General features: G+C 61.8%; 18 protein-coding genes and 1 pseudogene. 9 read left to right on the forward strand and 10 right to left on the reverse strand.

What is annotated here, in order from left to right; translation table 11 throughout:
• Window positions 1-6: 6 nt before the first annotated feature.
• Window positions 7-1,215: pseudogene (locus M653_RS1000000134505) on the reverse strand (diaminopropionate ammonia-lyase).
• Window positions 1,216-1,322: 107 nt separating this feature from the next.
• Here M653_RS1000000134505 and M653_RS0117450 point away from each other — a divergent pair.
• Entirely contained in the window at window positions 1,323-1,802 is a 480-nt protein-coding gene (locus M653_RS0117450) for an Lrp/AsnC family transcriptional regulator (RefSeq protein ID WP_027144501.1), read from the forward strand.
• Window positions 1,803-1,864: 62 nt separating this feature from the next.
• Window positions 1,865-3,007 (forward strand): NAD(P)/FAD-dependent oxidoreductase, encoded by a 1,143-nt coding sequence (locus tag M653_RS0117455; RefSeq protein ID WP_032935445.1) that lies wholly within the window; start codon window positions 1,865-1,867, stop codon window positions 3,005-3,007.
• Between the two features lie 15 nt (window positions 3,008-3,022).
• Here the strand turns inward: M653_RS0117455 and speB are convergent, their stop codons facing one another.
• Together speB and M653_RS0117465 are read right to left on the reverse strand one after the other, a co-directional pair.
• The gene (gene speB, locus M653_RS0117460; protein ID WP_027144503.1) at window positions 3,023-3,832 is read right to left on the reverse strand and encodes an agmatinase; all 810 of its coding nucleotides are present in this window, start codon (window positions 3,830-3,832) and stop codon (window positions 3,023-3,025) included.
• A 110-nt stretch (window positions 3,833-3,942) separates the two neighbouring features.
• On the reverse strand, window positions 3,943-6,063 hold the full coding sequence (locus tag M653_RS0117465) for a molybdopterin oxidoreductase family protein (RefSeq protein WP_027144504.1): 2,121 nt from the start codon (window positions 6,061-6,063) through the stop codon (window positions 3,943-3,945).
• A 140-nt stretch (window positions 6,064-6,203) separates the two neighbouring features.
• Between M653_RS0117465 and M653_RS1000000135720 the strand changes: the two genes are divergently transcribed.
• Complete coding sequence (locus M653_RS1000000135720; protein WP_198028798.1) at window positions 6,204-6,458, forward strand: type II toxin-antitoxin system RelE/ParE family toxin; 255 nt, start codon at window positions 6,204-6,206, stop codon at window positions 6,456-6,458.
• A gap of 1 nt (window position 6,459) precedes the next feature.
• Window positions 6,460-6,747, forward strand: coding sequence for an addiction module antidote protein (locus tag M653_RS0117470; RefSeq protein ID WP_027144505.1), 288 nt, complete (start codon window positions 6,460-6,462; stop codon window positions 6,745-6,747).
• Window positions 6,748-6,793: 46 nt separating this feature from the next.
• Here M653_RS0117470 and M653_RS0117475 read toward each other — a convergent pair whose 3' ends face one another.
• The 5 genes from M653_RS0117475 to M653_RS1000000137345 form a co-directional block, all read right to left on the reverse strand.
• On the reverse strand, window positions 6,794-8,671 hold the full coding sequence (locus tag M653_RS0117475) for an ABC-F family ATP-binding cassette domain-containing protein (protein ID WP_027144506.1): 1,878 nt from the start codon (window positions 8,669-8,671) through the stop codon (window positions 6,794-6,796).
• 136 nt (window positions 8,672-8,807) lie between these two features.
• A complete protein-coding gene (locus tag M653_RS0117480; protein ID WP_084636740.1) occupies window positions 8,808-9,260 on the reverse strand; it encodes a MucR family transcriptional regulator in 453 nt (150 codons plus the stop codon).
• Window positions 9,261-9,421: 161 nt separating this feature from the next.
• On the reverse strand, window positions 9,422-9,625 hold the full coding sequence (locus M653_RS0117485) for a hypothetical protein (protein ID WP_027144508.1): 204 nt from the start codon (window positions 9,623-9,625) through the stop codon (window positions 9,422-9,424).
• Window positions 9,618-10,541: a DMT family transporter gene (locus M653_RS0117490; protein WP_027144509.1), complete on the reverse strand. Its 924-nt coding sequence runs from the start codon at window positions 10,539-10,541 to the stop codon at window positions 9,618-9,620. The genes M653_RS0117485 and M653_RS0117490 overlap by 8 nt, the downstream gene beginning before the upstream one ends.
• A gap of 45 nt (window positions 10,542-10,586) precedes the next feature.
• Window positions 10,587-11,420, reverse strand: a complete 834-nt coding sequence (locus tag M653_RS1000000137345) for a hypothetical protein (RefSeq protein ID WP_027144510.1) — start codon at window positions 11,418-11,420, stop codon at window positions 10,587-10,589.
• A gap of 110 nt (window positions 11,421-11,530) precedes the next feature.
• Between M653_RS1000000137345 and M653_RS0117500 the strand changes: the two genes are divergently transcribed.
• Window positions 11,531-12,490 (forward strand): LysR substrate-binding domain-containing protein, encoded by a 960-nt coding sequence (locus M653_RS0117500; RefSeq protein WP_027144511.1) that lies wholly within the window; start codon window positions 11,531-11,533, stop codon window positions 12,488-12,490.
• A gap of 89 nt (window positions 12,491-12,579) precedes the next feature.
• Window positions 12,580-13,143 (forward strand): GNAT family protein, encoded by a 564-nt coding sequence (locus M653_RS0117505; protein ID WP_245262194.1) that lies wholly within the window; start codon window positions 12,580-12,582, stop codon window positions 13,141-13,143.
• A gap of 45 nt (window positions 13,144-13,188) precedes the next feature.
• Here the strand turns inward: M653_RS0117505 and M653_RS0117510 are convergent, their stop codons facing one another.
• Window positions 13,189-13,701 (reverse strand): DinB family protein, encoded by a 513-nt coding sequence (locus tag M653_RS0117510; protein ID WP_027144513.1) that lies wholly within the window; start codon window positions 13,699-13,701, stop codon window positions 13,189-13,191.
• A 66-nt stretch (window positions 13,702-13,767) separates the two neighbouring features.
• Between M653_RS0117510 and M653_RS0117515 the strand changes: the two genes are divergently transcribed.
• Window positions 13,768-14,460 (forward strand): glutathione S-transferase family protein, encoded by a 693-nt coding sequence (locus tag M653_RS0117515; protein WP_027144514.1) that lies wholly within the window; start codon window positions 13,768-13,770, stop codon window positions 14,458-14,460.
• An 81-nt stretch (window positions 14,461-14,541) separates the two neighbouring features.
• Here the strand turns inward: M653_RS0117515 and M653_RS0117520 are convergent, their stop codons facing one another.
• The gene (locus M653_RS0117520; protein WP_027144515.1) at window positions 14,542-14,814 is read right to left on the reverse strand and encodes a DUF2934 domain-containing protein; all 273 of its coding nucleotides are present in this window, start codon (window positions 14,812-14,814) and stop codon (window positions 14,542-14,544) included.
• 293 nt (window positions 14,815-15,107) lie between these two features.
• Here M653_RS0117520 and ndk point away from each other — a divergent pair, with 293 nt between their 5' ends.
• The gene (gene ndk, locus M653_RS0117525) at window positions 15,108-15,530 is read left to right on the forward strand and encodes a nucleoside-diphosphate kinase (protein WP_027144516.1); all 423 of its coding nucleotides are present in this window, start codon (window positions 15,108-15,110) and stop codon (window positions 15,528-15,530) included.
• Window positions 15,531-15,711: 181 nt separating this feature from the next.
• Window positions 15,712-16,317 carry a class I SAM-dependent methyltransferase gene (locus M653_RS0117530; RefSeq protein WP_027144517.1) on the forward strand — a complete coding sequence of 202 codons (606 nt, stop codon included), beginning with the start codon at window positions 15,712-15,714 and terminating at the stop codon, window positions 16,315-16,317.
• Window positions 16,318-16,319: the final 2 nt, after the last annotated feature.

The following is a 16,319-nucleotide window of genomic DNA, read 5'->3' on the forward strand; positions in this document are numbered from 1 at the left end:
TCGAGGTCATGGCTTTGCTTGAGAAAGCACCTTGCCGGCAAGCACATCCTCCGGATTCATGCCGACGAGTTCGGCATAGCGGCGGGGATCGGTTGCGCCTTCGGTGTTGACGACCAGCACGCGCGAAGTGGCGTCGAGGCCAAGCTCGGTCCTGTGACCGGCCATCGCCCGGATCAGCCCGGCAAGACCGACCCCGCCGCTTTCACCGGCGACGATGGCCGGATCGTTGCCGGCCGGCCGTGCCAGCCGACGCATGACCGCGATGGCGTCATCCTCGTCGACGGTCATGAAGGCATCGGCGGCGCGTGCCAGCACCCGCCAGGCGACCGGCGACGCCTCGTAGCATTCGAGCATCGCCATGACCGTCGCCTCGCCGTGCGCGATCTTGACCGGATGTCCGCCCTTGGCGGCGCCGAAGACGCAGGCGGCACGGGCGGGTTCGACCACCGTGAAAACCGGTCTGGTTTCGCCGAGCACGATGGCGAGATGGCCGGCGATCGCGGCCGCGATGCCCCCGACGCCGGCCTGCACGAAGACATGGGTCGGCGGTTCGGAGAGCTGGTGCAGCGCCTCGCGCACGATCGCCGTGTAACCCTGCATGACAAGGCCTGGAATGCGTTCGTAGCCCGGCTATGAGGTATCGGAAACCACCGTCCAGCCTTTCTCCGCGGCGATGCGCGCCGCCTGCCTGATCGAATCGTCGTAGTTGCCGTCGACGCGGATCATCTCGGCCCCATAGCGGGCGATGGCCGCGACGCGCTCGTCGCTGACGCCGGCATGGACAAAGATCACCGCCTTGGCACCGACGAGCTCGGCGCCTTGCGCGACGGAGCGGCCATGATTGCCGTCGGTGGCGCATGCAACCGTCATGGTCGCTGCAACCGACCGGACTTCGGGCCGATCGAGATCGCCGACATCGACGGAGCGGCCGAGCCGCTTGCTGGCCTCTTCCAGGACCAGGCGGAAGACCGCATAGGCGCCGCCCAACGCCTTGAAGCTGCCGAGGCCGAGACGAAAGCCCTCATCCTTGACATGCAAGGCAGCGAGACCGAGTTCGCCAGCCAGCGCCGGCAGCGCGTGCAGCGGCGTCGTCAGATGATTGTCGCGGCGGACAAGGAAACGCTCGACCGTGTCCGCCCCGGCAATGCCGAGGATTTCGGCATCGGCCGCGTCCAGCGATCGGCCATGCAAGGCGTTTCGATTGGGCAGGAACATTGACGGTCTCTCCTCGGCGTCGTCTGAGAGAAGATATTGCAGGAGATGCGCAAAAGGCGCTGTAATTCGGCACCTAGAATGCAAGTTTCTTTCGTCAGGATACGCCAGTGCCTCAGCCGCCAGGTTCACTCGACAGCTTCGATCTTGCTATCCTTACCATTTTGCAGCGGGACAACACGACGCCCCAGCGGCTGATCGGCGAGGCGGTGAACCTGTCGGCACCGGCGGTGCAGCGCCGCATCAAGCGCATGGAGCAGACCGGTGTCATCGCCGGCAATGTCGCCATTGTGGAGCCGGCGGCCCTCGGTCAGCCCATCACCATCTTCGTCGAGGTCGAGCTGGAAAGCGAACGCACCGAACTGATCGATGCGGCCAAGCGGCAATTCTCGGCGGAGCCGCAAGTGCAGCAATGCTATTATGTCACCGGCGAAAGCGACTTCATCCTCATCATCACCGTGGCCGACATGGGCGCCTACGAGGCGCTGACGCGAAAACTGTTCTTCGGCAGCAACAATGTGCGGAAGTTCCGCACCTTCGTCGCCATGGACCGAGTCAAGGTCGGGTTGACGGTGCCCTTGCCTGGATGAGCCGGTGGCACCCCTGCCACGTTTCTGACATTCTGGATCGCGAATTGGCGGTGGAGGCGCGCATGGACGAAACCACGAAAGTCGCGATCATCGGTGCCGGACCGGCGGGCCTGGCGGTTGCTGCGTGTCTGCGGCAAGCCGGGCTGCATTTCGTCATGCTCGAAAAGGAGCAGCAGACAGCGCCAGCCTGGCGGCGTCACTACGACCGCGTGCATCTGCATACGACCAAGCGTTACTCCTCGCTGTCTTTCGTCCCCTTCCCCAAGGACTATCCGCGCTATGTGCCGCGCCATCTCGTGGTCGAGTATCTCGAAGCCTATGCAAAGCGTTTCGACCTCGAGCCCCGCTTCGGAGAGACGGTGCGGGCGATCGCCCGGGAGGGCCGCGGTTGGCGGGTGGAATCGACGTCCGGCGCCTTACGCGCTTCGCATGTGGTGATCGCGTCCGGCTACAATGCCGAGCCCTTGCTGCCCAAATTTGCCGGCATCGACACCTTCAAGGGCAAGACGCTGCACAGCGCCGACTACCGCAACGCCACGCCTTTTGCCGGCCAATCGGTGCTGGTCGTCGGCATGGGCAACACCGGTGCGGAGATTGCGCTCGATCTGGCGGAAGCCGGCGCCCGACCGACGATCTCGGTGCGTGGCGGCGTTCACATCGTGCCGCGTGAACTGTTCGGCGTGCCGATCCAGATGGTCGGCATGGCGACGCGGCTCGGGCCGCAGCGCATCAACGACGCCCTGTTCCCCGTCATCCTCGATCTGGTACTGGGCAGGCTTGAGAAGTTTGGGCTCAGACGGCCGAAGCAGGGACTGCTGCAGCAGATCGCGCTTGCATCGCGCATTCCAGTGATCGATGTCGGCACCATCGGCAAGATCCGCGAGGGCGCGATCAAGGTGGCGCCCGACATCGCTGAAATCTCGGAACGCGGTGCCTGTTTTGCGGACGGCAGGAACAGCGAATTCGACGCCATCCTCTTCGCCACCGGCTATCGGCCGGGCTATGCCAGGTTCCTCGAACCCGGCATCGAGCCGGGGCCTAGCGGCGTCAATGCCCGCGCTTCGGATCTCGGCCTCTATCTGGTCGGCTTTCACAACGCGGTCACCGGGCTGCTGCGCGAAATCGGTATCGAAGCCCAGGCGGTCGCCGACGACATCCGCCAGCGGCAAAACAGGAAAAAGGCGACTGAGACCCTGCCGGTGTGAAATTCGGCCGCGCTGTCAATCCGCCGCTGATGATGTCCTGAGCATCATGCCGGCGATCTCCTTCGTCAGTTTGGCGGCGACAAGCGCCGTCACATTGGAGAGGTCCTGGCTCGGATTGTATTCAACGATATCAGCAGCAACGATCGACTGGTTGATGCCTTGAATTAGGTTGATGACTTGCCGTGTCGACAGCCCGCCAGGCTCACGATGAGAGACGCCGGGCGCAAAAGCAGGATCGAGCCCGTCGAGATCCATCGAGATATAGACGGGCGTCTTGAGATCAAGCGACAGGCCTTCGCTGAAATGCGCGGCCTCCACGACCTCTACGCCAAAGCGCTTGAACTGATCGCGGTGATGGTCGTTCACGGTGCGCAAGCCGATCTGGATCAGGCGGTCGGCAAGCCGCTCCTCCATGATCCGTGCGAAAGGCGATGTGTGCGAACGCGGATTGTCACCGTAGGCATGATAGATGTCGGGGTGGGCATCGATGTGAACGATCGTCAGGCTTGGATGGCGACGGCGCACCGCACGCAGCACCGGCCAGGAGATGGCGTGATCGCCGCCCAGGCTGATCAGGGGATGGCCTGCGTCCAGCGCGCGGTCGACTTCGCTTTCGATCCGCTGCCAGGGGTCGCCCGGTTGGGCGAAGTCGATGTCGCCATGATCGACGAAACGGCCGGTCAGGTCGAGGCCGGTCTCGCTCCATGAGGAGTAGGCATCGCTGATGAGTTCGCGCCTGATGAGCGGTGGCGCCTTAGCAGCCCCCTGAAGATAGGACGAATTCTCGTCATGCGGTATTCCCAGAAGCGAAATCGCGCCGGCCATCGACAATCTCCCATTTGCGACGGACGACTGCCTCTATAGAGACGGGAGTTGGCGTTCGCGACCGCTGGTGCTTGGGCCAGAGGTGGAATCGGGACGGGAAATCAGCAGCGCTAGGCGCCCAGGTCTTCCGCCCTGCGCAGCCACACCTTGTTGTCGTGGAAGGCAGCGCCCCCGTAGGGGGCGGGCGCATCGGCTCCCGTCAGCACGTTGATGCCCTCGCCGCGCTCATGCGCGCTGTTCGGCCAGATGCCTTCGGCGATCACGACACCGCGCTTGATACCGTCGAACAATTTGGCGTGCAGCACCACCTCGCCGCGCATGTTGCCGATCTCGACACGGTCGCCGTCGGCAAGATCGAGAGCCGCCGCATCGTCGGGATGCAGCAGGAGCTCCGGGCGGCCCTCCTTGGCCTTCGACACCGGTGTTTCGGAAAAGGTCGAGTTGAGGAAGTTGCGCGCCGGCGAGGTCGCCAGCCGGAACGGATGCGCTTCGTCGGTCACCTCGATCAGGTCGACATGATCGGAAAATTCGGGCAATCGCGCCACCGGGCCGAACAAGCCCATGCTCTTCGGCGGCCGGTTGGGAGCCGCCTGCCCGGTCCAGTCGGCGCGGAAGCGGAATTTTCCGTCTGCGTGACCAAAACCCCGGATGAAATGCGCCGTGTCGAAATCCGGCTGCAGGTCGATCCACTTCTCGTCCTTCAAGGAGTCGAAACTGCCCAGCCCGCGCTTGCCAAGAATGATGTCGATATGCTGCTGTTCGGTGAGGCCGAAGCCCGGCCTGTCGGCGACACCGAGGCGCTCGGCCAGTTGCTCGATGACGAAATGGTTGGTGCGCGGCCCTTCCGGTGGCTCGATCAGCTTGGGGCCGAGCGTGATGTGCTGGTTGCCGCCGCCCTTGTAGATGTCGTCGTGCTCGACGAACATCGTCGCCGGCAGCACGACGTCGGCCAGCTTGGCAGTGTCGGTCATGAACTGCTCATGCACGCAGGTGAACAAATCGTCGCGCAGGAAACCCTGTTTCACCAGCCGCTGCTCGGGCGCGACATTCACCGGATTGGTGTTCTGGATCAGCATCGCCGTCACCGGCGGTCCGCCATAAAGCGCGTCGCTGGCGCCGGTCAGCACCGGGCCGATACGCGAATGGTCGAGATAGCGGATCGAGGGATCGCGCATCCTCGTGCCTTCGAGCACATCCTGGTTGAGTTTGAAGATGCCGGAATTGGAATGGAAGGCGCCGCCGCCCTCATACTGCCAGGCGCCGGTGACGGCGGCGATGCAGGACGCCGCATGCATGTTGACGGCGCCGTTGCGCTGGCGCGCAAAGCCGTAGCCGAGACGGAAATATGTTTTCCTGGTCGTGCCGACCAATCGCGCGAAGGCCTCGATCTCGGCAACGCCAAGGCCAGTTATGGCAGAGGCCCATTCCGGCGAGCGCGTCTTCAGGTGCGCTTCCAGTCCTTTCGGATCGTCGGTGTATTTTTCGAGATAGGCGCGGTCGGCCAAGCCTTCCCTGAACAGGACATGCATGACAGCGCAAGCCAGCGCGCCATCGGTGCCGGGCTTCAGGACCAAGCCCATATCGGCCTGTTTCATGGTCGCGTTTTCATAGACGTCGACGACGACGATTTTCGCGCCACGTTCCTTGCGCGCCTTGATGGCGTGGGTCATGACATTGACTTGCGTCACCACCGCATTGGTGCCCCAGATCACGACGCAATCGGATTTGGCCATCTCGCGCGGGTCCGGTCCGCGCAAGGCGCCTGCCCCCATCATCCAGCCGGTCCATGCGAGATTGGTGCAGATCGAGCCGAAGAAGCCCGAGTACTTTTTCGCATGCCGCAGCCGGTCGATGCCGTCGCGCTGCACCAGCCCCATCGTGCCTGCGTAATAGTAAGGCCAGACCGTCTCCGAGCCATACTTCTCCTCGGCCGAGATGAACTTTTCGGCGACGAGGTCGAGTGCGGCCTCCCAGCTTGATTCCTGCCAGACCCCCTCTCCCTTGGCACCCTTGCGCACCAGTGGCTTCAGCAGACGGTCGGGATGATGGATGCGGTCGGCATAGCGCGCGACCTTGGCGCAGACGACGCCCGACGTATAGCTGTTGGCCTTGGCGCCATGGACACGCCCGATGCGGTTGCCATCGAGCAGTTCGACCTCGAGCGCGCAGGTCGACGGACAATCATGCGGACAGGCCGAATGGCCGATGCGGAGGTTCGCGTGCTGGTTCATGGTCCCTGTTTAGCGGCTTTGGAGGGTGAGGTGTAGGGCCAGATGAATGCTAGCAAAGAGCCTTGACGGATCGTAGTTCAAAAACTACAATACAGCGATGTTCGAGCTGAAACAGACGGAGACTTTTCGCAAAGGGCGAAGTGAAACTCAAAGATGAACGTGCACGCGCATTGATCGCATCGCGCCTGGATCGCCTTACTTTCGGTCATGCGGGAGATGCCGAATCCGTCGGGGACGGAATCAGTGAATTGCGCATCCACTATGGTCCAGGCTACCGCATCTACTACCGCAAACACGGCAATACGGTGCTGATGTTGCTGTGCGGTGGAGATAAAGGCTGTCAAACGAAGGACATAAAAACGGCAAAACGCCTTGCGGGCGATTGGAGTGAATGACATGCCTGAAAAATTGAGTACGTACGACCCCGCCGAGGACCTCAATTCCGATGAGGCCATTGCCATCTTCATGACAGAAGCGTTCGAGACCGAAGACAGCGGGTATATCGCGCATGCGCTCGGCGTGGTGGCTCGCGCCAAAGGCATGACACAGATCGCCAAGCAGACAGGGCTGTCGCGCGAACAGCTCTATCGATCCTTCAGCGGCGATGGCAACCCGACATTGAAAACCACGATTGCCGTGATGAATGCCCTGGGAATGCAGTTGACCACAAGGCCACATCCCTGACGCCAAAGTGCGGCGCAATCTCCCCGCAGGAGGAGTGGCGAGCGCCCTACTCCGCCGTGCCTTCCTCATATTCGGCCGACATGGTCAGCCATTTTTCTTCGTGGCCGGCAAGCGTCTGCGCAAGCTGCGAGCGTTCCTTGGCGAGCCTTGTCGCCGTCGACGGATCCTTTTCGTAGACCGCCGGGTTGGCGAGTTCGTCCTCGATGCCGTCGATGCGCCTGCGGATGCGGTCCATCAGCGCCTCGGTGGCGCGGATTTCCTTGGCCAACGGTTCGAAGGCGGCGCGGCGCGCGGCCGCATCGCGGCGGCGGTCGGCTTTTGACGCCTTGTCGGCCTCGCGCTTGCCGCGACGGTCGCCGGAGATGCCGGTGACCAGCGTCTTGTAGTCCTCCAGGTCGCCGTCATACGGATTGACCGCGCCGTCCTTCACCAGCCACAGCCGGTCGGCGGTCGCCTCGAGCAAATGGCGGTCGTGCGAGATCAGGATGACGGCGCCGGGAAATTCGTTGAGCGCATGGATCAGCGATTCGCGGCTGTCGATGTCGAGATGGTTGGTCGGCTCGTCGAGGATGAACAGGTTTGGCCCCTCGAAGGCGGACAGCCCCATCAACAGCCGCGCCTTCTCGCCACCGGACAGGTCCTTGGCGGGCGTGTTCATCTTCTCGGTCGTGAGGCCGAATTGGGCCACACGGCCGCGCACTTTCGATTCCGGCGCCTCCGGCATCATCCGGCGGACATGCTCATAGGCGTTTTGCTCAGGGCGCAGATCGTCAAGCTGATGCTGGGCAAAGATCGCCACCTTCAGCCCGGGCGCCACCGTCATGGTGCCGGTCTCCTGCTTCAGACGGCCCGACAGCAGCTTGGCGAACGTCGACTTGCCATTGCCATTGGCGCCAAGCAGCGCGATGCGGTCGTCGGCGTCGATGCGCAGCGTCATCTTCTTCAGGATCGGCTGGCCCTCGGTATAGCCGACATTGACGTTGTTCAGCGCAACGATCGGCGAGGCCACCGTCTTCACAGGTTCGGGGAAAGAGAACGGCCGCACCGTGTCGTTGACGATGGCCGAGATCGGCTTCATTTTTTCCAGCGCCTTGATGCGCGACTGCGCCTGTCTTGCCTTGGAGGCCTTTGCGCGAAAACGCTCGACGAAGGATTCCATGTGCTTGCGGGCGGCTTCCTGCTTGACCCGGCCCTTTTCCTGCAATTCCTTCTGCTCGGTGTACTGGCGCTCGAACTGGTCGTAGCCGCCGCGCCAGAACGTCAGCTTCTTCTGGTCGAGGTGAACGATCGAATTGACGGCACGGTTGAGTAGATCGCGGTCGTGCGAAATCAGAAGCACGGTGTGCGGATACTTTGAAACGTAGTTCTCAAGCCAAAGCGTGCCTTCGAGGTCGAGATAGTTGGTCGGCTCGTCGAGCAGCAGGAGATCCGGCTCGGAAAACAGCACGGCGGCCAACGCCACGCGCATACGCCAGCCTCCGGAGAAGGAAGAGGCCGGACGGCGCTGCGCGGCGTCGTCGAAGCCGAGGCCGGCGAGGATGGTGGCCGCGCGCGACTCGGCCGAATGGGCGTCGATATCGGCAAGCCGCATATGGATGTCGGCAATACGGTGTGGATCGGTGGCGGTCTTTTCTTCTTCGAGCAACGCCGTGCGCTCAAGGTCGGCCTTGAGCACGATCTCTATCAGCGGGTCCTCGGTGCCAGGTGCTTCCTGCGCCACCTGGCCGATGCGCGTATTCTTCGGCAGGCTGATCGAGCCGGTCTCGGAGGGAAAATCGCCTGTTATAGCCTTGAACAGCGTCGTCTTGCCGGTGCCGTTGCGGCCGACAAGACCGGCCTTGGTGCCGGCCGGCAAGGTGAGCGAGGCGTGGTCGAGAAGCAAGCGCCCCGCCATGCGGAGCGAGAGGTCATTGATGATAAGCATGGCCGCGCTTTTGCACTGGACATCAACGCTTCGCAAGACCTTGCGGGCCAGTTGGCCGCACAAGGCCTGGAAACGGCGCACATAATGCGCCGCCAGAGCAGCCGATCAGTGACCTGCCATCCCGGCCAGCAAGGCCTCAGGCAGTGGCCTTGCCACGCTTTGTCGCCTTGGCCACGACTGCCGGCGCAGCGGCCGGCTTGCGGCCAAGTCCCGTCGATTTCGCCAGCGCCGACCGGGTCGCCGAGTAATTCGGGGCGACCATCGGATAATCCGGCGGCAAACCCCATTTGGCCCGATAGTCGTCCGGGCTCAAACCGTAGTCTGTCCTGAGGTGTCGCTTGAGCGACTTGAACTTCTTGCCGTCCTCCAGGCAGATGATGTAGTCGGGAAACACCGACTTTTTCGGATTTACAGCCGGAACCAGGCTCGGGCTTTCCACGACGGCCGCGCCAGCCAGCTTTCGGACCGAGGCGCTGACGCTGGCAATCAGGTCAGGCAGGCCAGAAGCCGGAAGCGGATTGTTGCCTACATAGGCCGAGACAATATCGGCGGTTAGCTCGATAACGGTCTTATCCTCGATATTTGACAATTCTTTCACCTTATTTGTGACAAAGTCATCTACCCCACTGAAGACTTTTGTCGATGTATCTCTTTAACCGTGTCCCCCGACGGACCGCCAAGTCCCAAAACGAATCAAGACTTGGCATCAACTACCTTTATGGGAAATCGACGTCGCGCAAATTAGAAAATCTAATACTTCGAAGCGACAGACTTGGTTGTCCGGCCATCCGCCAATATCTCAAGAATACGCTTCCAGCGGGCACAACGCCCGAAATCCTTCTGCTCAATCGCCTTTTCAGCCTTCATCGCGGCATAAAGTGGTGCCTCCGCGCCGAATTCCTTGATGAGCCAGTGCGCTTCCTGCCTGGCGAGACGTTCATTGTCGTCAAACATAGTCTTGCGCCTCCGTACGCTCCAGGCCGACCGCGACACAACTGCCGATCACGAGGACGGCTCCGGCAATGGCGGTCGTCGTCAGCCGTTCACCGGACAAGGTCAGCAGCAGCGTCGAGGCAATCGGCGTGAGATAGGCGACGACAGCGACCTTGCCGCTGCCTCCGAGCTTCAAGGCGTGCGACCAGAAGTAATAACCCAGCCCCATTGGCCCGGCGCCGAGATAGAGCCCGAGGGCCAGATCCATCCCGGTGGGCCAGGCGATGCCTTCGCGAGCGGACCAGATGAGTGTCAACGCGACGCCAACCAGCGACGAGGGCAACAACAAGCGGTCCGGCGAATTGGCGAGCCGTCCCACCATCACCGAATAGAAAGCCATGCACAGCGCAGATCCGAATGCGGCCAGATAGCCGGCGAGATCACCCTGGAACCAGGTGCGGTCACGTCCTCCCGAAATCACCAGCGCGACGCCGATGAACCCAAGGGCCGCGGCAAGGCCCAGCAAAACCGGACGCCGGGGATTGTCGAAGGCGATCACTGCCGCGGCAACCATCAAGGGCCAAGTGTAGGCCATGAGATTGGCTTCTATCACCGGCATCAAGGCAAAGGAGATATATTGCAGCACCATGGTGCCGACCAGACCGATAAAGCCAACCGCGAGCGGCGCCAGCGCAGTGCTCGCCGTGACTGCCGCGGCTTTCTCGCGGCTCATCAACCGGATGACCGCGAACACCAGGGCGGCCCCTACAAATTGCAGGAATTGCACTTGCGACACCGGGTGACTGGCCAGCAGAGATTTGCCGACCAGGGCATTTGTCGACCACAACGCCACCGCGCCGGTGGCGAAGACCAGCACGGATACCGAGCCCGGTCGATGCCGAAAGAACCGGCAAGGGCTATCCCTGTGGTCGACCATGATCCTGTCCGAAAACCGGTTTCCACTTTTCGGGGTCATGGGTCGTTACCATGATTCCCTGGCTCCGCCCGGAACCGGCGCTTCGGCGGGGGCCGGCGTCGGATGTTCCGCTTCGAACCGGCGATAGGCCGGCAGCTGGTTGGTCCACACGTCTTCGGCCAGTTCGTTGACCCACTCGCGGTCGTGATCGTTGTCGGCGGCAAGATAGAACATCCTGTTATCGTCGACATAGGGCTTGGCCACAGAGCGCTGGTTGAGCACCAAGGTGACGCGCTCGCCGAACTGGATCGGCGCAGTGCGATGCAGGACGCCGAGGAACTGCCCGAGCGTGGCGTAGTTCATCTTGTGATCGATGCGCATGATGCGGTTGCGCGGAATCTCGCGGCCGGATTCGAGAATGGCGCGGCCGGTCTCGGAATCGTCGCAATAGATTTCGAGCTGGCCGCCGACCAGCGGATCGCTGATCGACAGCGGAATGAGCTCGGTGACCGGAACGCCGTCGCAATGCCATTCGACGGCGCCATCCCTGGGGTTCATGAAGGTGACGGTCGAACCGACGATCGACAGCGGATAGGGCTCCAGCTTCGTGCCCATCATGTCGGAGAGCCGCTCCAGGCGCAACTTGTCGTTCAGCAACTCCTTGATTTCGGGGATGAAACGGTCGGCGCCGGTGATGAAGGTCAGGTCGAGGTGCTTGTGCACGGCATGACTGGCCTTGAGCTTCAGGGCGGCTTCCTCGATCGCGGCAAGCAGTGCCGGATCATAGCCATGCAGATACTGCGCAACGCCGAAGCGCGACACTTTCCAGGCGGTTTCGTGACCGATAATGGCCTCGCGGCTCATCGCATAGCGCAATTCGGGTATCGTATGTGCGTTCATTGTACTTCTCCAAGTGAGGGCAAACACTTGGTTAACAGTCGATTAAATTAGCTCCCCCTGTAAAATTAGGAATGCTAGTGCTACCATAAGCCCAGCTTAAGGTCGAAGCCGTGCGTCTGCTCAGTCAGGTCAACCTCAATTCGCTGAAAATCGTGGAGAGTGCTGCGAGGCATGGCAATTTCACGCGTGCCGGCGAAGAACAGTTCATCACCGCTTCGGCGGTCAGCCAGCGCGTCAAAAGCCTGGAGGACCAGCTGCGCTTCAAGATTTTCCAGCGCGGCGGCAATGCGGTGTCGCTGACACCCGAGGGCGAGACCTATGTCTCGCGCGTTCGCGAGGCGCTGGAGCGGATCGTCGCCGCCAGCATGGAAGCGACCGGGCAATCACAGGAACATGTGCTGAAGATATCCGTGCTGCCGACATTTGCCGCACGCTGGCTGTTTCCGCGCCTGCCACTTTTTCAGCAGCAATATCCCGATATCGTGATGCGAGTTTCGACCTCGTACGCGACGCATGAGTTCACGACTTCCGAATTCGATCTCGAAATCCGCTATGGCGACGGCCACTTCAACGGACTGCCATCGGACCTGTTGTTTCGGGAAGACCTGACGCCGGTGTGCAGCCGCAAGCTGTTCCATGAAGTTCTCGGCCAGAAGCCGCTGTCAAAGGTCACACCGGACGACCTCAAGCACTTCACGTTGCTGCATTCCGACACCTGCACCCAGAACTGGCAATCCTGGCTTGGTTTTGCTAGTGCCAGTTTTGTGCTCAGCGAGACCAAAAGCATCTATTTCGATTCGTGCATGATGTCCTACGAGGCGGCCAACTCAGGAATGGGTTTTGCCGTTGCCAACCGTGCCTATATGGCCGGCGATATCCGCGCCGAAAAGCTGATCGCTCCGTTTGCCGTTCATCATCCGAACACAGCCGGTTGGTACTTTGTCTCGCCCCACAAGAGCCCTGCCGCACGCAAGGTGCTGCTGTTCAAACAATGGGTGATGGCGGAAGCGGCCATGACGCAACGCCAGTTGGACAGCGAAGTCACCGACTTGGCTTCAGAGGCTGTCTGAATTCGAATAGGCCTCACTTGCCGCTCGGTGACCGCAGACATGAGAATAGGGATCACCGATTGATGGGCGTCCAATCCAGGCAACCCGCCTTGGTCGGGGATCTCGTTGAGCTCAGCCCCCTTCAGCCAGAGCATTCCGCAGCGCTTTTGAGTGCCGCCGCGGATGGCGAGCTATGGAACCTGAAGGCCACCGTGGTTCCTGGGCCAGGCGCGATCGATGATTATATTGCCAATGCCCTGGCTGGACGACAGGCCGGGACCGTCATGCCATACGCAATCATCCTGCGCGCCACGGGCTTGATTTGCGGTAGTACGCGGTTCTGGAAAATCGATCGCGCGAACAGAAAATTGGAGATTGGGCACACGTGGCTCGGCAGTTCGGTCCAGCGATCGGGCGTCAATACCGAGGCTAAATATCTTCTCCTGGTTCAGGCATTTGAAGTCATGCGCTGTGTTCGCGTGCAATTCACGACCGACGAACTCAATGACGCGTCGAGAGCGGCCATTTTGAGAATAGGAGCAAAACAGGAAGGAATCGTTCGCAATGAACGGATCATGCCGGACGGCCGGAAACGCAATTCCGTCCGGTTCAGCATTATCGATTCCGAGTGGCCTGATGTAAAAGTGGGGCTACGGCAAAAAATGCGACGGTAGCCCGCGCGAACCGGTCGCCCCGAATTTAAAACAAAACCATGTGGATCAGGCGAAGGCCCTTCCTTCCTCGGTGCGCTGGAAATGCGCCAGATCGAGCGGTACGGAAGGGCGGCCCAGAACCGTCAGGATCATATGCGCCTGGCCGCGGTGATGGGTCTGGTGGTTGAAGACATGAGCCAGCGCGGGCGCCAGGCGCTGCGAGACGGTGCGCATGTCCGATACGGTCATATAGGTGAAACGACCCGACAGCGCCTTGTCGTTCAAGCCGCCGAGCCAGTCGATGATCCGCCGGTCCTCGGCCTCGCGCGCTGTCCTCAGGACAGGCAAGGCCCGGTACAATATGGCGTCCAATGTCGTCGGCGCGGCGCCTTCGCCGGTGAAGCGTTTCATCCAGATGCGATCGGCGGCGAGCAGGTGGTTGAGCGTGCCCATCAGCGAGCCGAAGAAGGCGCCGACGTCGCGATTGAATTCCTCATCGTTGAGATCGTCGGCGGCATCGTAGATGCGGCCATTGGCCCATTGATTGTATGCCGCAAACATCATGAAGTGCTGTTTCATCTTTTTCCCGCCGCGCCTGTTTCGGGTGTCGGGAGCGATACCTAGACCGCAAAGGAACCGGCGCCAATGACCATTCTGCTTTATGATCTCGTCGGGCGTGACGAGGGCCGTCCGTTCAGCCCGCATTGCTGGAAGGCAATGATGGCGCTGGCCCATAAGGGACTTGATGCCTCGACCGCGCCGACGCGTTTTCTCGAAGTGCCGGCCATTGAAGGCGGTGTCTCGAAAACCGTTCCGGTTATCCGCGATGGCGACAAGGTCGTTGCCGATTCCTTCACCATCGCGCTCTATCTCGATGAGGCCTATCCGGATCGCCCGACGCTGTTTGGCGGCGAAGGCGGCAAGGCGATGGCGCGCTTCATCGAGCGCTGGTCGCAATTGACCATTCACCCTTATGTCACCACCGCGGCGGTCGTTGACCTTCATGCCATGCAAGACGAGGAGAACGCCTCGTATTTCCGACAGAGCCGGGAGCAGCGCCTCGGCAAGCGGCTGGAGGACGTCGTCGCCGCACGCGACGCCGGCCTGGCAAGCTTCCGGGCAGCGCTGGAGCCGCTGCGCTCCATGTTGAGCTACCAGCCGTTCATCGGCGGCGCCTCGCCGCTGTTTGCCGACTATATCGTCTTCGGCGCGCTGCAATGGGCGCGTATCGCATCACCTTACAAGTTGCTCGAAGACAGCGACGCGGTGGCGCAGTGGTTCACCCGCTGCCTCGACCTGCATGGCGGGCTGGGACGAAAGGTTTCCGCCGCAGCGTGACGGACGCAAAGGCCTGCCTGCCTGCAAGGCAGCTCGAGCGCCGTCTACCTGTTGCGAAAATCAGCGGCGGAACAGCTGGCCTTATTTGGCCGCCTTCTTTGGCTTGCTGGTCTTCGGCTTGCTGGCTTTCGCGGCGGCCTTTTCTTCCTTGGGGGCTGCCTTTGCCTTGCCGGCGCCGGATGCCTTCTTGGCTGGCTTCTTGTCCGCCGACGGCTTCCCCGCGTCCTCCCGATCGACGTCGGCCGCCGCCTGGTGCCAATGGCGTTCGTGATGACCGGCCGGTTGCCCTTCTTCCTGCCAGATCTGATGTGCACGGTTGCGAATGCGCTCCTGACGATCGTCTGTCATGGTCATGTTGTCTCCCTTCGGGCCGACTTCAGCGCGGCGCCGACCGAGCGACTATAGCAAGCAAACCGTTGCTTTGCAGCCATCTGATCCCGCCTGCCTGCGGCGACCAGCCATGGAAGCGCAGACCGGTCCGGCGCTCGCTGTCGCTCCGGGCGTTCGTCGCTCGGAAAGCAAAAGCAATTGGCTTTCCGCCCGCTGCGCGGACCGCTCCTCACCCCGCTCCTCACCCCCTTGGCAATAGGCCGGGCGGCTTGTATAGAGCCCGCCACTCTCAATTCAAATTCAGACAAGGACGACCCATGGCGCTCGAACGCACTTTTTCCATGATCAAGCCGGACGCAACGCGGCGCAATCTCACCGGCGCCATCACCAGGATGCTGGAGGAAGCCGGCCTGCGCGTCATCGCCTCGCGCCGGGTGTGGATGAGCCGCCGCGAGGCGGAAGGCTTCTACGCCGTCCACAAGGAGCGGCCGTTTTTCGGCGAGCTGGTGGAATCCATGTCCTCGGGCCCGACCATCGTGCAGGTCCTGGAAGGCGAGAGCGCCATTACCAAGAACCGCGATGTGATGGGCGCCACCAATCCGGCCAATGCCGCCGAAGGCACCATCCGCAAGGTGCATGCGCTGTCGATCGGCGAGAACTCGGTGCACGGCTCGGACGCGCCGGAAACGGCCGCGCAGGAGATCAAGTACTGGTTCTCGGATACCGAGATCGTCGGCTGAGCTGAACACCGTAATTTTCCATGCGAAAAGGCCGGCGAAATGTCGGCCTTTTTTCGTATAAGGACATGGTCTCAAGCTCTGCGCCATCTCACATGAAGCGAGCCGCCGGAAAGTCCGGCAAAGTACGAGATGCGTGAATGGACCGGGCGCGAAGCACCGTCGCGATGGAGTCGATCCGACCATGACAAGTGCAATTCCAGGGTTCTTCCAGGGCACCGATATGCCGACCAGCGGATGGTGGGAGGCGCTGTGGCCCGATCCGGCGGCAGTGCTTGCGACCACCGGGATCAAGCCGGGTATGGACGTGATCGATCTCTGCTCCGGCGATGGCTGGTTCACGTTGCAGATTGCCAGGGTCGCGCGTCATGTCACCGCCATCGATATCGATGGCGACTTGCTCGAAGTCGCGCGTCGGCGCCTGACTGAAAATGGCCTGTCGAATTGCGACTTCGCGGCGGGCGACGCCTATGAGGTTGCTAGCCTGGCAGCTCGACCCGCCGATTTCATCTTCATGGCAAACGCCTTTCATGGAGTTCCGGATCAGCTCCGCCTGGCCCGCGCGGTCCATGCGACGCTTGGCCCGTCAGGCCGTTTTGCCATTGTGAACTGGCATCGGACGCCGCGCGAGCGAACGGTGATGCTGGGCGAGCCTCGCGGACCGAAGACTGAGTTGAGACTGTCGCCGGAACAGACCATCGCCGCCGTGGAGCCGGCCGGTTTCAAGCTGGCTGAAATGGTTGACGTGCCGCCATACCACTACGGCGCCGTGTTCGAACAGGCAGGGTGAGC

This window comes from Mesorhizobium sp. WSM3626 (assembly GCF_000513935.1).
Taxonomy (GTDB): domain Bacteria; phylum Pseudomonadota; class Alphaproteobacteria; order Rhizobiales; family Rhizobiaceae; genus Mesorhizobium; species Mesorhizobium salmacidum.